Source organism: Streptomyces sp. BL1 (assembly GCF_057628045.1).
Genome location: NZ_JBXYWZ010000002.1, coordinates 3,265,850 through 3,281,284, shown reverse-complemented (window position 1 = coordinate 3,281,284; position 15,435 = coordinate 3,265,850). Strand labels below are relative to the sequence as shown.

Genomic DNA, 15,435 nt, shown 5'->3' with positions numbered 1-15,435 from the left:
ACTCATCACTCATGAGCACCAACCGCCTGCGCACCCTCGGCAACCGGACGGCCGGCCCCGGCTACCCCGTCTACGTCACCGGCGAGATCGGCATCAACCACAACGGTGAGCTGGAGAACGCCTTCGCCCTCATCGACGCCGCGGCCGAAGCCGGCTGTGACGCCGTCAAGTTCCAGAAGCGCACCCCCGAGATCTGCACCCCGCGCGACCAGTGGGACATCGAGCGCGACACCCCCTGGGGCCGGATGACGTACATCGACTACCGGCACCGCGTCGAGTTCGACGAGGACGGCTACCGGGCGATCGACGAGTACTGCAAGAAGCGCGGCATCGACTGGTTCGCCTCCCCGTGGGACACCGAGGCCGTCGCCTTCCTGGAGAAGTTCGACGTGCCGGCCCACAAGGTCGCCTCCGCCTCCCTGACCGACGACGAGCTGCTGCGCTCGCTGCGCGCCACCGGCCGTACGGTCATCCTCTCCACCGGCATGTCGACGCCGAAGCAGATCCGGCACGCCGTCGAGGTCCTGGGCAGCGACAACATCCTGATGTGCCACGCCACCTCCACGTACCCGGCCCAGGCCGAGGAGCTCAACCTGCGGATGATCCACACCCTGCAGAACGAGTTCCCGAACGTCCCGATCGGCTACAGCGGCCACGAGACCGGTCTGCAGACCACCCTCGCCGCGGTCGCCCTCGGCGCCTGCTTCGTCGAGCGGCACATCACCCTGGACCGCGCCATGTGGGGCTCCGACCAGGCCGCCTCCGTCGAGCCGCAGGGCCTGACCCGCCTGGTGCGGGACATCCGCACCATCGAGGAGTCCCTCGGTGACGGCGTGAAGAAGGTCTACGACAGCGAGCTGAAGCCGATGGAGAAGCTGCGCCGCGTCAAGGGTGTCGTCGCCGAGGCCGACGAGGCCGAGGACACCGAAGAGCGCACCACGGTCTCGGCCTGAGCGGCGGAGAGCACGAGTTGACCGAGCTCGACGGGCCCCGGCGCCCGGCCCCGGAGGCGGTGGAGAGGACGGAAACGGTGGACATCACCACCCGTCCCCGCCGCCTCCGGGGCGTACCCCCGGAACACAGACCCCCCACACTCGCGTTCGTCGAGAGCCCCGTACAACTCCTGAACGTTCTGGAGTGGGCGCACTCGGACGACGCTTCGGATGCCGCACACCTCACCCTCGTGGTGCTGCCACCGCACGACCCCATGACCCGGGGCCAGTTGCGCCGCATGGCCGAACTCGCCCGCGACGAGGGCATCACCGTCCAGTGGCAGGAGGCGCGGGACGGCGTCACCGCGCCCGCGAAGACCATCGGCGCGCTCGCGGGACAGCTCCGCCGCGCCCAGCGGATCGTGATCGGCGACCCGTTCTCGCGCTACGTACAGCTGCTGCTCACACTCACCGCGGCACGCAGCGTGGTCGTCGTCGACGACGGTACGGCGACCATGGAGTTCATCGCCCAACTCGCCCGCGGGGAACGGTTCGTACGCTGGCACAGGAAGGGCACTGAGGAGGGCGCCGACCCGCGGGCCGCGCTCTTCGCGCCGTTCGCGCGCGGCGCCCGCCGCCGGCTGACCCCCGGCGACCGGCGCAGCGTAGAGGTGTTCAGCTCGATGCCGGTGGAGGCCCCGGACGGAGTCGCGGTCACCGCCAACGACTTCGCCTGGACCCGGCGCCGCTTCGGCCCGCCGCGGCTCACCCGCGGCACCGACCTGGTCGGCACCTCACTCGTGGAGACCGGCGTCGTCGACCTCGAACGCTATCTGGAGGCGGTCACCGACCTCGCCCGTACGCACGGCGCCACCCGCTACTTCGCGCACCGCAGGGAGGACAGCGAGAAGCTGCACCGCGTCACGCGGGCCACCGGACTGGAGATCGTACGGCCGGACCTGCCGCTCGAACTCGTCGCCCGGCGCGGGCCGATAGGGCACACCATCCTGAGCTTCCCGTCGACGGTGGTGCACACGCTGCCGCTGGCCCTGGCCGGCACGCCCGTGACGGTGGCGGTGTGCGAGGTGGACCCGGCATGGCTCACGGACCAGGCATCGCCCCGTGCGCAGGGCTTTCTGTCCGGAGTGACGGGCAGCGCCCGCGGTGTGCAGCGGCTGCCCGACACCGGTACGGCAAACGCCTGAGTATACCCACCTGCGTAGACGCACAACCGCCGCACAGCCTACTTTCTCGTCCCCTGTGGGGCTGAACTTTACGAGATCCATTGTCAGTTGCCGCTCTGTCGTGCGTACTCTTCGCGGCATGAACGAACTGCTGTCCCCGGACCCGGAGGTGGGCCCACCCGGTCACCAAGCCCTGCCGGTCTCCCTCCCCGACGGCCGGGAAGCGATGCCCGGCACCCTCCCCGACGCGCTGCGCTGCGAACTGATCACCTTCCGCCGGGATCTGCACATGCACCCCGAGCTGGGAAACCAGGAATTCCGCACCACGCAGGCGATCAGGGCGAGGCTGGAGCAGGCCGGACTGCGACCCCGCGTGCTGCCGATGGGCACGGGCCTCGTGTGCGACATCCACCCCGCCCCGTCGTATGACCACAGCGCCCAGCACGCCGACGGCGCCCGGCCGTTGCTCGCGCTCCGCGCGGACATCGACGCGCTGCCCATCCCGGACACCAAGCCCGTCGCGTACCGCTCGACGGTCCCCGGCCGCGCCCACGCCTGCGGGCACGACGTGCACACCACGGTCGTCCTCGGCGCCGGCCTCGTCCTCGCCGACCTCGCCCGCGCCGGCCGACTCCCGCGCTCCGTACGGCTGTTGTTCCAGCCCGCCGAGGAAGTGCTGCCCGGCGGCGCCACGGACGCCATCGACGGCGGCGCGCTCGACGGGGTGGGCCGCATCCTCGGCGTGCACTGCGACCCGAAGGTCGACGCCGGCCGCATCGGCCTCCGCCCTGGGCCGATCACCTCCGCCTGCGACCGCGTCGAGGTCGCCCTCACCGGCGCCGGCGGGCACACGGCGCGCCCCCACCTGACCACCGACCTGGTCACCGCGGCGGCCCGGCTCGTCACCGACGTACCGGCGCTGCTCGCCCGCCGCGTCGACGCCCGCTCCGGCATGGCCCTCACGTGGGGCCGCATCGACTCCGGGCACGCGCCGAACGTCATCCCGCAGCGCGCCGAACTCTCCGGCACGCTCCGCTGCCTCGACCTCCCCGCCTGGCGGGACGCGCCCGACCTCGTCCACGAGGCCATCGACGAGGTGGCCACGCTGCACCGCGCCAAGTCCGAGATCAACTACGTGCGCGGCGTCCCGCCCGTCGTCAACGAGCCAGATTCGACGGAGCTCCTGCGCGCGGCGATGACGGCCCGCTGCGGCGCGGACGCGGTCGAGACGACGGAACAGTCCCTCGGCGGCGAGGACTTCTCCTGGTATCTGGAGCACGTCCCCGGCGCCATGGCCCGCCTCGGCGTCCGCACCCCGGGCGACCCCGTCCCCCACGACCTCCACCAGGGCGACTTCGACGCCGACGAAACCGCGATCACCGCCGGAGTGGAACTCTTCACGGCGGCAGCGCTCCTGGACGCGTAGCGCTGTCCGGGGTGGTGCGTCGTCACGCTCGTTCAAAGAACACCACGACGCACCACCCCGATACGCTCGCACCATGAACAGCAAGCAGCGGACCGCGGTGAAGGTGGCGGTGTACGGGGTGTGGCTGGTCGCGCTCGTCGTGGCCCAGCGGTCGCTGGACGCGCCGCTGTGGGGGGAGTTGGCGATCGTGGCGGTGTCCGCGGCGGTGGTGACGTTCGTCGCGTCCAAGGTCGACGGCCGGCCCCAGCGGCCGTCGAGCGACCGCGAGACGGTGGACGCCTCCGCCGGGAAGTAGACGGCCCAGGGAGGCTCGGGCTGCCGCGGCGCGTGGCACAGCCTCCCCTCCCGGCTCCACGTGGGGTCCGGGGCGAAGCCCTGGAAGAAACGGGTAGGGGCGGGTCTGGGGCCAAGCCCTCATCGGGGCGCGTGCGTTGGGGGCGGGGTGCGAACCCTGCGCGGGTGCGGTCCGGTGTGCCCACCCGTTCCGCCCCTTGGGCGGACCAGCTACCCACACCTCGCGCGAACCGCGTGCCCACACCGGGGTGGGCGGAGCTCCAACGGCGCCCCCGCCCCAAGCGGTCGCCCGCGCCCCGTCGTTGGGGGCCTTCGGCACCGATCCGGTAACGGGACGCGAACAGGGCTTTACCTGAAATCTACGCGCGTTATCTTCATCCCAAGCCAGCGCTGCCCGCCGGGGGCCTCCCGCAGGGCACCGCTCCGGATGAGCCGAAGGGGACGTCCTCTTGCGTCGCGTAACCAAGCTCAGCGCCGTGGTCAGCGTGACCGCGGCCCTCGCACTGACGGCCACCGCGTGCGGTGGCACCACAGCAGACAAGGGCCCCAGCAAGAAGAAGGGCGCCGCCATCGCGTACGACGTCGGGGGCCGGGGCGACCAGTCCTTCAACGACGCCGCGCACGCGGGCCTCGTGAGGGGCGAGAAGAAGTTCGGGTTCAAGGGGCAGGACGTCGAACCGTCCGACGGTGAGGCCGATGCCGACAAGGTGAACCGCCTCAACGAGCTGGCCCGGCAGGGCTACAGCCCCGTCGTGGGGGTCGGCTTCGCCTACGCCGCCGCGCTGAAGAAGGCGGCGAAGGAGAACCCGAAGACCACGTTCGGCCTGGTCGACGACGAGACCGTGAAGGCGAAGAACGTCGCCAACCTGGTGTTCTCCGAGGAGCAGGGCTCCTATCTGGCGGGCGTGGCCGCGGCGAAGACCACCAAGTCGAAGGTGGTCGGCTTCGTCGGCGGCGTCGACGTACCGCTGATCCAGAAGTTCGAGGCGGGTTTCGTCCAGGGCGTCCAGGACACCGACAAGAACGTGAAGATAAAGCGCCAGTATCTGACGCAGCCGCCGGACACCAGCGGCTTCTCCAAGCCCGACCTGGGCAAGGAGGCCGCCAAGGGCCAGCTGGACGCGGGCGCCGACGTGGTCTATCACGCGGCGGGCCTCTCGGGGCAGGGCGTCATCGAGGCGACGGCGGCCCGCGACAAGTGGGTCATCGGCGTGGACTCGGACCAGTACGAGCAGAAGACGCTCGCCAAGTACAAGAAGCACATCCTCACGTCGATGACGAAGGACGTGTCGGACGCGGTGTACGAGCTGATCGTCTCGGTGCAGAACGGCAAGCCGCAGACGGGTGTGCAGCGGTTCAGCCTGGCCGAGGACGGGGTCGGACTGGCCATGTCCAACCCGGAGTTCACGAAGATGAAGGCCACGCAGGACGCCGTGGCGAAGGCGAAGAAGAACATCGTCGACGGGAAGACGAAGGTCGCCGCCAAGCCGTGACCCCACGGTCCTGCGCGTCAGCGCGCGGAGCCGTGATCCCACGGCCCTGCGTGCAAGCGCGCCGAGCCGTGACTCCACGGTCCCCGCGCGCAAGCCGAGCGCCGAGCCGTGAACGTGTCTGCTGTGAGGGCCGGTTCGCCACGGGCGCCGGTCCTCCGGCAGTGCACGGGGGCCCGTGAAGCCCGTCCGGCCGCAGGCCGGCCCGCCCCCCGAGGAGAGTGCGTCATCACAGCCTCCAGCAGTCCGCCCGCGGCGGACGCGGCGCCCGACGCCGCGCCGGCCGTACAACTGAGCGGCATCACCAAACGTTTCCCCGGCGTCGTCGCCAACCAGGACATCGACATCACCGTGCGCCGCGGCACCGTGCACGCGCTCGTGGGCGAGAACGGCGCGGGCAAGTCGACCCTGATGAAGATCCTCTACGGGATGCAGCGGCCCGACGAGGGCACCGTCTCCGTCGGCGGCGAGGAGGTGTCCCTGCACAGTCCGGGGGACGCGATCGCCCGCGGAATCGGCATGGTGCACCAGCACTTCATGCTCGCCGACTATCTGACCGTCCTGGAGAACACCGTGCTGGGCGCCGAGCGTCTGCACGGCATCGGGTCCCGCGCGCGGGCCAGGATCGCGGAGCTGTCGGAGACGTACGGGCTGGGCATCCGGCCGGACTCGCTCGTCGAGCAGCTGGGCGTCGCCGACCGGCAGCGGGTGGAGATCCTCAAGGTGCTCTACCGCGGCGCCCGCACGCTGATCCTCGACGAGCCGACGGCCGTCCTCGTCCCGCAGGAGGTCGAGGCGCTCTTCGACAATCTGCGGGAGCTGAAGGCGGAGGGGCTCACCGTCCTGTTCATCTCGCACAAGCTGGGCGAAGTGCTGTCCGTCGCCGACGAGATCACCGTGATCCGGCGGGGTACGACGGTGGCCACCGTGCAGCCGGGGGAGACCAGCACGGAGCAGCTGGCGCAGCTGATGGTGGGCAGTGAACTGCCCACGCCGGAGCTGCGCGAGTCGACCGTCACGGACCGGCCGGTGCTGGAGGTCGAGGGGCTGACGCTGTACGAGCAGGACCCGGAGCAGGGCGCCCGTACCGTCCTGGACGGCATCGGCTTCACGATCCACGAGGGCGAAGTCCTCGGCCTGGCAGGGGTGGAGGGCAACGGGCAGACGGAACTGATCGAGGCGCTGATCGGCCTGCGCAGCCCCGAGCACGGCACGGTCACCCTGGCCAGTGAGGACATCGGCGGGCTCTCCACGCGCCGCCGCCGCGAGAGCGGCATCGGCTACATCCCGGAGGACCGGCAGCGGCACGGGCTGCTGCTGGAGGCGCCGCTGTGGGAGAACCGCATCCTGGGCCATGTCACGGAGAAGCCCAACAGCCGCGGCGGCAGGGGCTTCTGGCTGGACCTGAAGTCGGCCCGCGCGGACACCGAGCGGATCGTGGCCGAGTACGACGTCCGTACGCCCGGTGTCGACGTCACCGCGGCCAGCCTCTCCGGCGGCAACCAGCAGAAGCTGATCGTCGGCCGGGAGATGAGCCACAGCCCCAAGTTCCTGATCGCCGCGCATCCCACGCGGGGCGTGGACGTGGGGGCGCAGGCGCAGATCTGGGAGCAGATACGGGTGGCCCGGCGTGCGGGTCTCGCCGTACTGCTGATCTCCGCCGACCTGGACGAACTCATCGGCCTGTCCGACACGTTGCGGGTCATCTACCGGGGCCGTCTGGTCGCGGACGCCGACCCGGGCACGGTGACGCCCGAGGAGCTGGGCTCCGCGATGACGGGCGCGGCCACGGGGCACCTGGAGGCGCCGGAGCCTCCGGAGGAGCCGGAGCATCCGGAGGCGCAGGGGCAGGACGGGGGCGGGGAGCAGTGAAGAGGTTCGACAAGGAGCGGCTGATCCTCGCCGCGGGCGGACCGGTGCTCGCCATCGGTGTCGCCGTCGTTCTGACGTCCGTCGTGCTGCTGGCCTCGGGCCGCAGCCCGGTCGAGCCGTACACGCTGATGATCGAGTACGCCTCCAACGCGGACATCCAGGTCCTGATCATCAATCAGGCCACCACGTACTATCTGGCGGCGCTCGCGGTGGCCGTCGGCTTCCGGATGAACCTGTTCAACATCGGTGTCGACGGCCAGTACCGGCTCGCCGCGATGATTGCCGCCGTGGTCGGCGCGTCCGTCAGTCTGCCGGGGCCGCTGCACATCCTGCTGATCCTCGTCACCGCCATGCTGGTCGGCGGGGTGTGGGCGGGCATCGCGGGGGCGCTGAAGGTCACCCGCGGCGTGAGCGAGGTCGTCTCGACGATCATGCTGAACGCCATCGCCACGAGCGTGGTGGCGTATCTGATCCTGCCGGCCCAGTTCGGCGAGCAGCACGGCAACAACCTGACGACCGGTCAGATTCCGTCCTCCGGCTGGTTCCCCGGCTTCGACACAGGGCCGGGCGGGACCGTGCACGGCTTCCTCGTGGTGGCCGTGGCGTGCGGGGTCCTCTACTGGCTGGTGCTCAGCCGCACCCGGTTCGGCTTCGATCTGCGCGCCACGGGCGCCAGCCAGAGCGCCGCCTCGGCGAGCGGCGTCGACGCCAAGCGGATGGTCTTCGGCAGCATGCTGATCTCCGGCGCGGTCGCCGGACTCGCGGGCATGCCGGTGCTGCTCGGCGACTCGCACACCTTCAGCCTCGACTTCCCGGCCGGTATCGGCTTCACGGGCATCACCATCGCGCTGCTCGGCCGGAACCACCCGGTCGGCATCGCGCTGGGCGCCCTGCTGATCGCCTTCCTCGACAAGGCCTCCTCCACGCTCGACTTCAACGGCTACGAGAAGGAGATCGCCACGATCATGCAGGGCCTGATCGTGATCGCGGTGGTCGTCAGCTACGAGTCCGTACGCCGGTACGGGCTGCGCCGTCAGCAGCAGCGGGTCGGTGAGGAACTGGCCGCCGCGGAGGGCGACATGGGAACGCAGAGCGGTACGGGAGCCAAGGGGGCTTCGGCATGAGCGCCGTCACCGACAAGCCGGCCCCCGCACAGGGCCCGGCGCCGAAGCCGGCCCGGGGCGGCCGGCGCAGGCTGACCCTCGCCGAGTGGATGCTGGTGATCGCCGCCGTACTGGCGCTGTTCTCCGCCGTCCGCCTGATCACCGGCGCGGACGGCATCACCACCGTCGGACAGGTCTCCACAGCCCTCCAACTCGCCGTCCCCATCGGCCTCGCGGGCCTCGGCGGCGTCTGGGCCGAGCGGGCCGGCGTCATCAACATCGGCCTCGAGGGCATGATGATCCTCGGCAGCTGGTTCGGCGCCTGGGCGGGCGTGCAGTGGGGCCCGTGGACGGGTGTCGTGGTGGGCATCGTGGGCGGCGCGCTCGGCGGGCTGATCCACGCCGTCGCCACCGTCACGTTCGGCGTGAACCACATCGTGTCCGGCGTCGCCGTCAACGTCCTCGCCGTGGGCGCGACCCGCTATCTGTCCAGCTTCACCTTCGCCGACATGACGGGCGGCACGGTCAAACAGTCCCCGACGATCGACCCGATCACGTCGATCACCGTGCCGGGACTGTCCGACTGGTTCGAGGAACTCAACGGAAAACACTGGTTCTTCGTCTCCGACCTGGCCGGCTTCCTCGGCGGCCTGATCACCAACCTGTCGCTGCTCACCCTGCTGGCGCTGGCGCTGATCCCGCTCAGCTGGTGGGTGCTGCGCCGTACGGCGTTCGGGCTGCGGCTGCGTTCCTGCGGCGAGAACCCGCAGGCCGCGGAGACGCTGGGGGTCAACGTGTACCGCTACAAGTACCTCGCGGTGCTGATCTCCGGCGGCTGCGCGGGACTCGGCGGCGTCTTCCTCGCCGAGGTGGCCTCCAACATCTACCAGGAGGGCCAGACGGGGAACCGCGGCTACATCGGCCTCGCCGCGATGATCTTCGGTAACTGGACACCCGGCGGCATGGCCATGGGCGCCGGCCTGTTCGGCTACACCGACAGCCTCAACCTGCGCGGCGGCGGCCAGAACGTGCACGCCCTGCTGCTTCTGCTCGCCATCCTGCTGGCCCTCGCGGTCGGCTGGGAGCTGTACCGGAAGAAGTACCTCACCGCGCTCGTGGCCGGGATCGCGGGTATCGGGCTGCTGGTGTGGTACCTCTCCGTCGACGAGGTGCCCAGCCAGTTCGTGACGGCAGCGCCGTACGTGGCGACACTGCTGGTACTGGCACTCTCGGCGCAGCGTCTTCGGATGCCGAAGGCGAACGGACAGCAGTACCGGAAGGGTGAGGGCGTATGACGCGGGAGGAAGCCGTTCCCGACTGGCCGGCGCTGCGGGCCGCGGCGCGGGACGCCGTGTCCCGCGCGTACGCCCCGTACTCGAAGTTCCCGGTGGGCGCCGCCGCGCTGGCCGACGACGGGCGCACGGTGACGGGCTGCAACGTGGAGAACGCCTCGTACGGCGTCTCGCTGTGCGCCGAGTGCGGCCTCGTCTCCGCGCTCGTCGCCTCGGGCGGCGGCCGCCTCACCCACTTCACCTGCGCCGACCTGAACGGCGATGTGCTGATGCCGTGCGGCCGCTGCCGCCAGCTGCTGTGGGAACACGGCGGCCCGCGGCTGCTGGTGGACACCGCGCACGGCATCCGTACCCTCGCCGATCTGCTGCCCGACGCCTTCGGCCCCGCCGACCTCGACCGCTGAGCCGGCCGGGCCCGCAGAGCCGCCGGGACCGCCGACCCGACCGGGACCCCACCCACACCGAGGAGTTGTCCGCCCCATGGCCTTGGACGCCATCTCCGTCATCCGGACGAAGCGCGACGGCGAGCCGCTGTCCGGCGCCCAGATCGACTGGATCATCGACGCCTACACCCGGGGCGAGGTCGCCGACGAGCAGATGTCGGCGCTCGCCATGGCGATCCTGCTCCGGGGGATGACGCGGACCGAAATCGACCGTTGGACCGGGGCGATGATCGCGTCCGGGGAGCGGATGGACTTCTCCGCGCTGTCCCGCCCCACCGCCGACAAGCACTCCACGGGCGGCGTCGGCGACAAGATCACGCTGCCGCTGGCGCCGCTCGTCGCGGCCTGCGGCGCCGCCGTACCGCAGCTGTCGGGCCGCGGCCTCGGACACACCGGCGGCACCCTCGACAAGCTGGAGGCGATCCCCGGCTGGCGGGCCTCCCTGCCCACCCGAGAGATGCTCGGCATCCTCGACACGGTCGGCTCCGTCATCTGCGCGGCGGGCGACGATCTCGCCCCGGCGGACAAGAAGCTGTACGCGCTGCGCGATGTCACCGGCACCGTCGAGTCGATCCCGCTGATCGCCAGTTCCATCATGAGCAAGAAGATCGCCGAGGGTACGGACTCCCTCGTGCTCGACGTGAAGACCGGCTCCGGCGCGTTCATGAAGAACCTGGACGACGCGCGGGAACTGGCCGCCACGATGGTGGAGCTGGGCAACGACCACGGCGTACGGACGGCCGCGCTGCTCACCGACATGTCCGCACCGCTGGGCCGTACGGCGGGCAACGCGCTCGAAGTGCGGGAGTCCGTCGAGGTGCTGGCCGGCGGCGGCCCCTCGGACGTCATCGAACTCACCCTGGCACTGGCCCGCGAGATGCTGTCGGCCGCCGGCCTCTCCGACGCCGACCCGGCGAAGGCGCTGGCCGACGGCTCCGCCATGGACGTCTGGCGCCGCATGATCGCCGCGCAGGGCGGCAAGCCCGACGCGGAGTTGCCGGTCGCCCGCGAACGGCACGACGTACCGGCGCCCTCCTCCGGCACGCTCACGCGTCTCGACGCCTACGCGGTGGGCCTCGCCGCATGGCGCCTCGGAGCGGGCCGGGCCCGCAAGGAGGACCCCGTACAGGCGGGCGCCGGCGTGGAGTTGCACGCCAAGCCGGGGGAGTGGGTCAAGGAGGGCGAACCGCTGCTCACCCTGCACACCGACACCCCCGAGGCCTTCGCCGACGCGGAGGAGGCACTGCGCGACGCGTTCGCCATCGCCTCAGGAGCAGTCGACTTCACCCCACCCCCCATCGTCCTGGACCGAATCGACTAACCATCAGGGTGTGGGCAGCTGGTCCGCCCGGGGGGGCGGAACGGGTGGGCACACCGGACCGCCAGCCGCGAGGCCAAGTCCCCCACGCACCCAACGCAGGCGGCCCGCGCCCCCGTACAACTCAGTGGCCGGCCCGCAGCGCCGGCACGGCAGGCACCTCGATCGCGGAAGCAATATCCGCAGCCGTCATCTTGAACTCCTCCGGATAGCACTCGCGTTGCGTACGTCGCGCAGGCTCAGTGGAGCGCCACGTGTACAGGCACTGCCGGCACTGGTACACCTCCCACACGCCCGGCACGGGCGAGTCGGCGAGCTTGTCGAGGGTCTCGTGCCCACAGCGGGCACAGCACGTAAAGGTCATGGTGGATTCCTTGTCGTGAGGAGTCATGAGGAGTCAGAGGACTCAGGGGGTAGGGACGCGGCGGCGGCCGGCGCCTCACCGCGCGGCAAGCATCGCCCGCAGCTTCGCCGCCCACTCCTCCGTCTCGGGGAGGTCCTTCGCCGGGGTCGAGAAGTTGCCCCGGTTGTCGGGGTCGACGGGCGTCGTCGCGTCGATGATCAGCTTGTTGGTGATGCCCGCCGGCTCGGAGCCGGGGTCCAGCTCCAGTACGGACAGGTTGGGGATGTTGACCAGGTCGCCCGCCGGGTTGACCTTCGCCGACACCGCCCACATCACCTGCGGCAGGTTGAACGGGTCCACATCCTCGTCGACCATGATCACGGTCTTGACGTAACCCAGCCCGTGCGGCGTCGTCATGGCCCGCATGCCCACCGCCTTCGCGAAGCCGCCGTACCGCTTCTTGGTGGAGATGACGACAAGCAGCCCGTGCGTGTACATCGCGTTGACGGCCTGCACCTCGGGGTACTCCGCGCGCAGCTGCTTCAGCAGCGGCACACAGGTGTTGGGGCCGATGAGGTAGTCGACCTCGGTCCAGGGCATGCCGATGTAGAGCGACTCGAAGACCGGGTCCGTACGGTACGAGACCTTGTCGATGCGGACGACGGTCATGTTCCGGCCGCCCGAGTAGTGCCCGGTGAACTCCCCGAAGGGGCCCTCGATTTCGCGCTTGCGGCCCTCGATGACGCCCTCCAGCACGACCTCCGAGCCCCACGGCACGTCGAAGCCGGTGAGCGGGGCGGTCGCGATCGGGGCCGGCTCGCCGCGTATCGCGCCGGCCATCTCGTACTCGCTCTGGTTGTACGCCATCGGCATCCCCGCGACGACGGAGATCACCGGGTCGTTGCCGAGGGTGATGGCGATGGGCAGGTCCTCGCCCTTCTCCTCGGCCTTGCGCAGGTGCAGCGCGACATCGTGCATCGGAACGGGCTGCATGCCCAGCTTGTTGGGGCCCTTGACCTCCAGCCGGTACGTGCCGACGTTCTGCTTCCCGAAGTCGTCCGGGTCCTCCGGGTCGCGCGAGACGACGGCCGCCTTGTCGAGGTAGAAGCCGCCGTCGCCGTCGTTCAGCCGGAACAGCGGCAGCACCTTGAACAGGTCGACGTCGTCGCCCTCCAGGGTGTTCTCCTGCCACGGCGCGTCCGCGCGGCGCTCGGGCGCGACGGGGAAGTCGTCCCAGCGCCTGGCGAACTCCTCCACCTGGTCCTTGACGGGGGTGCCGGCCGGCAGTCCGAGGGCGAGGGCGTGGTTGCGCCAGGAGCCGTGCACGTTCATGGCGATGCGCGCGTCGGTGAAGCCGGTGACGTTGTCGAACCAGAGCGCGGGCGCGCCCTCGCCGATCCGTCCGGTGGCGTTCGCGGCGGCGGCGATGTCCGGTTCGGGCGCCACCTCCTCGGTGATGCGCAGCAGTTGGCCTTCCTTCTCCAGAGTGTCGAGGAAGGACCGCAGGTCGTCATAGGCCATGAGTGGGCCGCCTTTCTGTGAAGTTCTCCGTGCGGCGCACGGGGCGGGGGTGGTGGGTGGATCAGCTCCCGAGCGGGGCAGCCGCGCCGGCGTCCGTCGCGTCCTCCACGCCCGCCGCGCGGGCGTCCCGCATGCCGCCCCAGCGGCGCGCCGCGGGCGCCGGCAGGCCGAACTGGTCGAGGACCCGGGAGGTGACGTGGTCGACGATGTCGTCGACGGACCGCGGGTGGTTGTAGAAGGCGGGCATCGGCGGCACGATGCGGACGCCCATCCGGGAGAGCGCGAGCATGTTCTCCAGATGGATCTCGCTCAGCGGCGTCTCCCGCGGTACGAGCACGAGCGGGCGGCGTTCCTTGAGCACCACGTCGGCGGCGCGCCCGACGAGCCCGTCGGCGTACCCGGCGCGGATCCCGGCGAGGGTCTTCATGCTGCACGGCGTGATCACCATGCCGTCGGTGCGGAAGGAGCCCGAGGAGATCGTGGCGCCCTGGTCCTCGGGGGAGTGCACGGCGTCGGCGAGCGCCGACACCTCGCGCACGGAACGGCCGGTCTCCAGCTCGATCGTGGTGCGGGCCCAGCGGCTCAGCACGAGGTGCGTCTCCACCTCCGGGTTCTCGGCCAGGCACTCCAGGAGTCGTACGCCGAGTACGGCTCCGGTCGCGCCCGTGACACCCACGATCAGTCGCATACCGGCTCCTTAGTTCGTACACAAACCATTAGTTTGTACACTAACATTTGCGCATGCCGAACGCAGAACACGACCCCGGCGACAGTGCTGTCCCCGCAGGTGACGGCGGTGTCCCCGCGGGCGACAGCGGCCTCAACCGCGACGTACTGGCGCGCATGCGCAGGATCACGCAGCTGCACACCGCGCTCTGGCAGGAACGGATCCCCGAGCTGACGAAGCCTCAGTTCGGGGTGGCGCGCGTCCTCTTCGAGGCGCCCGGCGGGCTGTCCCAGGCGGAGGTGGGCGAGCGCGTCGGCATGGACAAGGCCACGCTCGCCCAGCTCGTCCCGCGCCTGGAGGCCCGCGGCCTGGTCGTACGTGCCGTCGCCCCGGAGGACCGCAGGCGCCGCGTCCTCCAGCTCACGGAGGACGGCACGAAAACGGTCCGCCGCCTCGCCCCCCTGGTAGAAGCCCTGGACGAGGAAACCCTAGCCGCGCTCACCCCCGAGGCCCGCCACTCCCTGGCCGCCCTGCTCACCCCCCTCACGGACTGACCTCGCGCGGCGCGGGGCCCACGTTCCGCTGCGCCGCGTCAACACTCGACAGAGGAACTAACTTTCGGGTGAACGGGACGGATAGCTGTCCGGCGCCGCGATCCGGCATGCTGGACTCGGTGACGTTCTGACGAAGGAGACCGCCATGAGCGCACTCAGCGTCGACCACATGCCGAACCACGGCAGCGAGTGGGACGACCTCGTCCGTCTCTGGGAGGAGACGGACGCCCCCGAGGGCAGCAAGGTGGAGATCATCGAGGGGATCGTCACCGTGTCACCACCTCCTGCCAACAAGCACAACTTCATCGCCGTCAAGATCCAGCGGCAGCTGTATTCGGTGATCCCCGACGACTGGGACATCTACCAGACGCTCGGCACCGCGATTCCGTCCCGTACCAGCCTCTACATTCCCGATCTTGCCGTGGTGGCGGACGAGATCGTGCGCGGCGAGAGCGGGCACTACGTCCCCGCGGCGGCAGCCGAGTTGGTCGTCGAGGTGACGTCGCCGTCCAACGCCCGCCACGACCGGGCCGACAAGATCTCGGGGTACGCCCGGGCCGCCGTCCCGCTCTTCCTGCTGGTCGACCCGCACGCGCCCGGCGGCCCGACCATCACGCTGTACGGCGAACCGAAGGGCGACGTCTACCGAGTGCTGCGTGCGGTGAAATTCGGCGAGGAGATGCACCTCCCCGACCCCTTCGACCTCACCCTCGACACAGAGGACTGGCCCACCGACTGACCCCGCTGTGGGCCCGCACACGCCGAGGTGTGGGCAGCTGGTCCGCCCAAGGGGCGGCTGTGTTGGATGTGCGGCTCCGCCGCGCGGGGCGGGCACACCTCGGTGTGGGCACGCGGTCCGCCAAGGGGCGGCTGTGTTGGATGTGCGGCTCCGCCGCGCGGGGCGGGCACACCTGCCCGGTGTGGGCAGCTGGTCCGCCCAAGGGGCGGCTGTGTTGGATGTGCGGCTCCGCCGCGCAGGGCGGGCACACCACCAAG

General features: G+C 70.8%; 15 protein-coding genes. 12 read left to right on the top strand and 3 right to left on the bottom strand.

The features are described 5' to 3' along the window. Positions 1 to 11: 11 nt before the first annotated feature. From AC3AGO_RS14410 to AC3AGO_RS14365, 10 genes are all read left to right on the top strand, one after another. On the top strand, positions 12 to 953 hold the full coding sequence (locus AC3AGO_RS14410; RefSeq protein ID WP_487820594.1) for an N-acetylneuraminate synthase family protein: 942 nt from the start codon (positions 12 to 14) through the stop codon (positions 951 to 953). A gap of 83 nt (positions 954 to 1,036) precedes the next feature. Then, a complete protein-coding gene (locus AC3AGO_RS14405) occupies positions 1,037 to 2,137 on the top strand; it encodes a hypothetical protein (RefSeq protein ID WP_487824659.1) in 1,101 nt (366 codons plus the stop codon). A gap of 118 nt (positions 2,138 to 2,255) precedes the next feature. Beyond that, positions 2,256 to 3,542: a M20 family metallopeptidase gene (locus AC3AGO_RS14400; RefSeq protein WP_487820593.1), complete on the top strand. Its 1,287-nt coding sequence runs from the start codon at positions 2,256 to 2,258 to the stop codon at positions 3,540 to 3,542. A 73-nt stretch (positions 3,543 to 3,615) separates the two neighbouring features. Further along, a complete protein-coding gene (locus AC3AGO_RS14395) occupies positions 3,616 to 3,837 on the top strand; it encodes a hypothetical protein (RefSeq protein WP_487820592.1) in 222 nt (73 codons plus the stop codon). Positions 3,838 to 4,285: 448 nt separating this feature from the next. Continuing rightward, positions 4,286 to 5,329: a BMP family lipoprotein gene (locus AC3AGO_RS14390; RefSeq protein WP_487820591.1), complete on the top strand. Its 1,044-nt coding sequence runs from the start codon at positions 4,286 to 4,288 to the stop codon at positions 5,327 to 5,329. 225 nt (positions 5,330 to 5,554) lie between these two features. After that, positions 5,555 to 7,198: an ABC transporter ATP-binding protein gene (locus AC3AGO_RS14385; RefSeq protein ID WP_487824658.1), complete on the top strand. Its 1,644-nt coding sequence runs from the start codon at positions 5,555 to 5,557 to the stop codon at positions 7,196 to 7,198. Further along, positions 7,195 to 8,322 carry an ABC transporter permease gene (locus tag AC3AGO_RS14380; protein ID WP_487820590.1) on the top strand — a complete coding sequence of 376 codons (1,128 nt, stop codon included), beginning with the start codon at positions 7,195 to 7,197 and terminating at the stop codon, positions 8,320 to 8,322. Before AC3AGO_RS14385 ends, AC3AGO_RS14380 begins: the two co-directional genes overlap by 4 nt. Further along, positions 8,319 to 9,596: an ABC transporter permease gene (locus AC3AGO_RS14375; RefSeq protein ID WP_487820589.1), complete on the top strand. Its 1,278-nt coding sequence runs from the start codon at positions 8,319 to 8,321 to the stop codon at positions 9,594 to 9,596. Before AC3AGO_RS14380 ends, AC3AGO_RS14375 begins: the two co-directional genes overlap by 4 nt. Continuing rightward, positions 9,593 to 9,997 carry a cytidine deaminase gene (locus tag AC3AGO_RS14370; protein ID WP_487820588.1) on the top strand — a complete coding sequence of 135 codons (405 nt, stop codon included), beginning with the start codon at positions 9,593 to 9,595 and terminating at the stop codon, positions 9,995 to 9,997. The genes AC3AGO_RS14375 and AC3AGO_RS14370 overlap by 4 nt, the downstream gene beginning before the upstream one ends. 82 nt (positions 9,998 to 10,079) lie before the next feature. Beyond that, positions 10,080 to 11,357, top strand: coding sequence for a thymidine phosphorylase (locus AC3AGO_RS14365; RefSeq protein ID WP_487824657.1), 1,278 nt, complete (start codon positions 10,080 to 10,082; stop codon positions 11,355 to 11,357). 121 nt (positions 11,358 to 11,478) lie between these two features. Here the strand turns inward: AC3AGO_RS14365 and AC3AGO_RS14360 are convergent, their stop codons facing one another. From AC3AGO_RS14360 to AC3AGO_RS14350, 3 genes are all read right to left on the bottom strand, one after another. Next, on the bottom strand, positions 11,479 to 11,718 hold the full coding sequence (locus tag AC3AGO_RS14360; RefSeq protein ID WP_487820587.1) for a non-oxidative hydroxyarylic acid decarboxylases subunit D: 240 nt from the start codon (positions 11,716 to 11,718) through the stop codon (positions 11,479 to 11,481). A 75-nt stretch (positions 11,719 to 11,793) separates the two neighbouring features. Further along, positions 11,794 to 13,218: a non-oxidative hydroxyarylic acid decarboxylases subunit C gene (locus tag AC3AGO_RS14355; protein ID WP_487820586.1), complete on the bottom strand. Its 1,425-nt coding sequence runs from the start codon at positions 13,216 to 13,218 to the stop codon at positions 11,794 to 11,796. 61 nt (positions 13,219 to 13,279) lie between these two features. Continuing rightward, a complete protein-coding gene (locus tag AC3AGO_RS14350) occupies positions 13,280 to 13,906 on the bottom strand; it encodes a non-oxidative hydroxyarylic acid decarboxylases subunit B (protein WP_487820585.1) in 627 nt (208 codons plus the stop codon). 53 nt (positions 13,907 to 13,959) lie between these two features. Here AC3AGO_RS14350 and AC3AGO_RS14345 point away from each other — a divergent pair, with 53 nt between their 5' ends. Further along, positions 13,960 to 14,439: a MarR family winged helix-turn-helix transcriptional regulator gene (locus tag AC3AGO_RS14345; RefSeq protein ID WP_487820584.1), complete on the top strand. Its 480-nt coding sequence runs from the start codon at positions 13,960 to 13,962 to the stop codon at positions 14,437 to 14,439. 145 nt (positions 14,440 to 14,584) lie between these two features. Beyond that, positions 14,585 to 15,178 carry a Uma2 family endonuclease gene (locus tag AC3AGO_RS14340; RefSeq protein WP_487820583.1) on the top strand — a complete coding sequence of 198 codons (594 nt, stop codon included), beginning with the start codon at positions 14,585 to 14,587 and terminating at the stop codon, positions 15,176 to 15,178. The last annotated feature ends 257 nt before the right edge of the window (positions 15,179 to 15,435 follow it).

Coding starts and splice junctions, on each gene's coding strand:
- AC3AGO_RS14355 (WP_487820586.1), bottom strand. CDS start 13,218: ATGGCCTATGACGACCTGCGGTCCTTCCTCGACACTCTGGAGAAGGAA.
- AC3AGO_RS14410 (WP_487820594.1), top strand. CDS start 12: ATGAGCACCAACCGCCTGCGCACCCTCGGCAACCGGACGGCCGGCCCC.
- AC3AGO_RS14375 (WP_487820589.1), top strand. CDS start 8,319: ATGAGCGCCGTCACCGACAAGCCGGCCCCCGCACAGGGCCCGGCGCCG.
- AC3AGO_RS14400 (WP_487820593.1), top strand. CDS start 2,256: ATGAACGAACTGCTGTCCCCGGACCCGGAGGTGGGCCCACCCGGTCAC.
- AC3AGO_RS14345 (WP_487820584.1), top strand. CDS start 13,960: ATGCCGAACGCAGAACACGACCCCGGCGACAGTGCTGTCCCCGCAGGT.
- AC3AGO_RS14350 (WP_487820585.1), bottom strand. CDS start 13,906: ATGCGACTGATCGTGGGTGTCACGGGCGCGACCGGAGCCGTACTCGGC.
- AC3AGO_RS14370 (WP_487820588.1), top strand. CDS start 9,593: ATGACGCGGGAGGAAGCCGTTCCCGACTGGCCGGCGCTGCGGGCCGCG.
- AC3AGO_RS14395 (WP_487820592.1), top strand. CDS start 3,616: ATGAACAGCAAGCAGCGGACCGCGGTGAAGGTGGCGGTGTACGGGGTG.
- AC3AGO_RS14360 (WP_487820587.1), bottom strand. CDS start 11,718: ATGACCTTTACGTGCTGTGCCCGCTGTGGGCACGAGACCCTCGACAAG.
- AC3AGO_RS14340 (WP_487820583.1), top strand. CDS start 14,585: ATGAGCGCACTCAGCGTCGACCACATGCCGAACCACGGCAGCGAGTGG.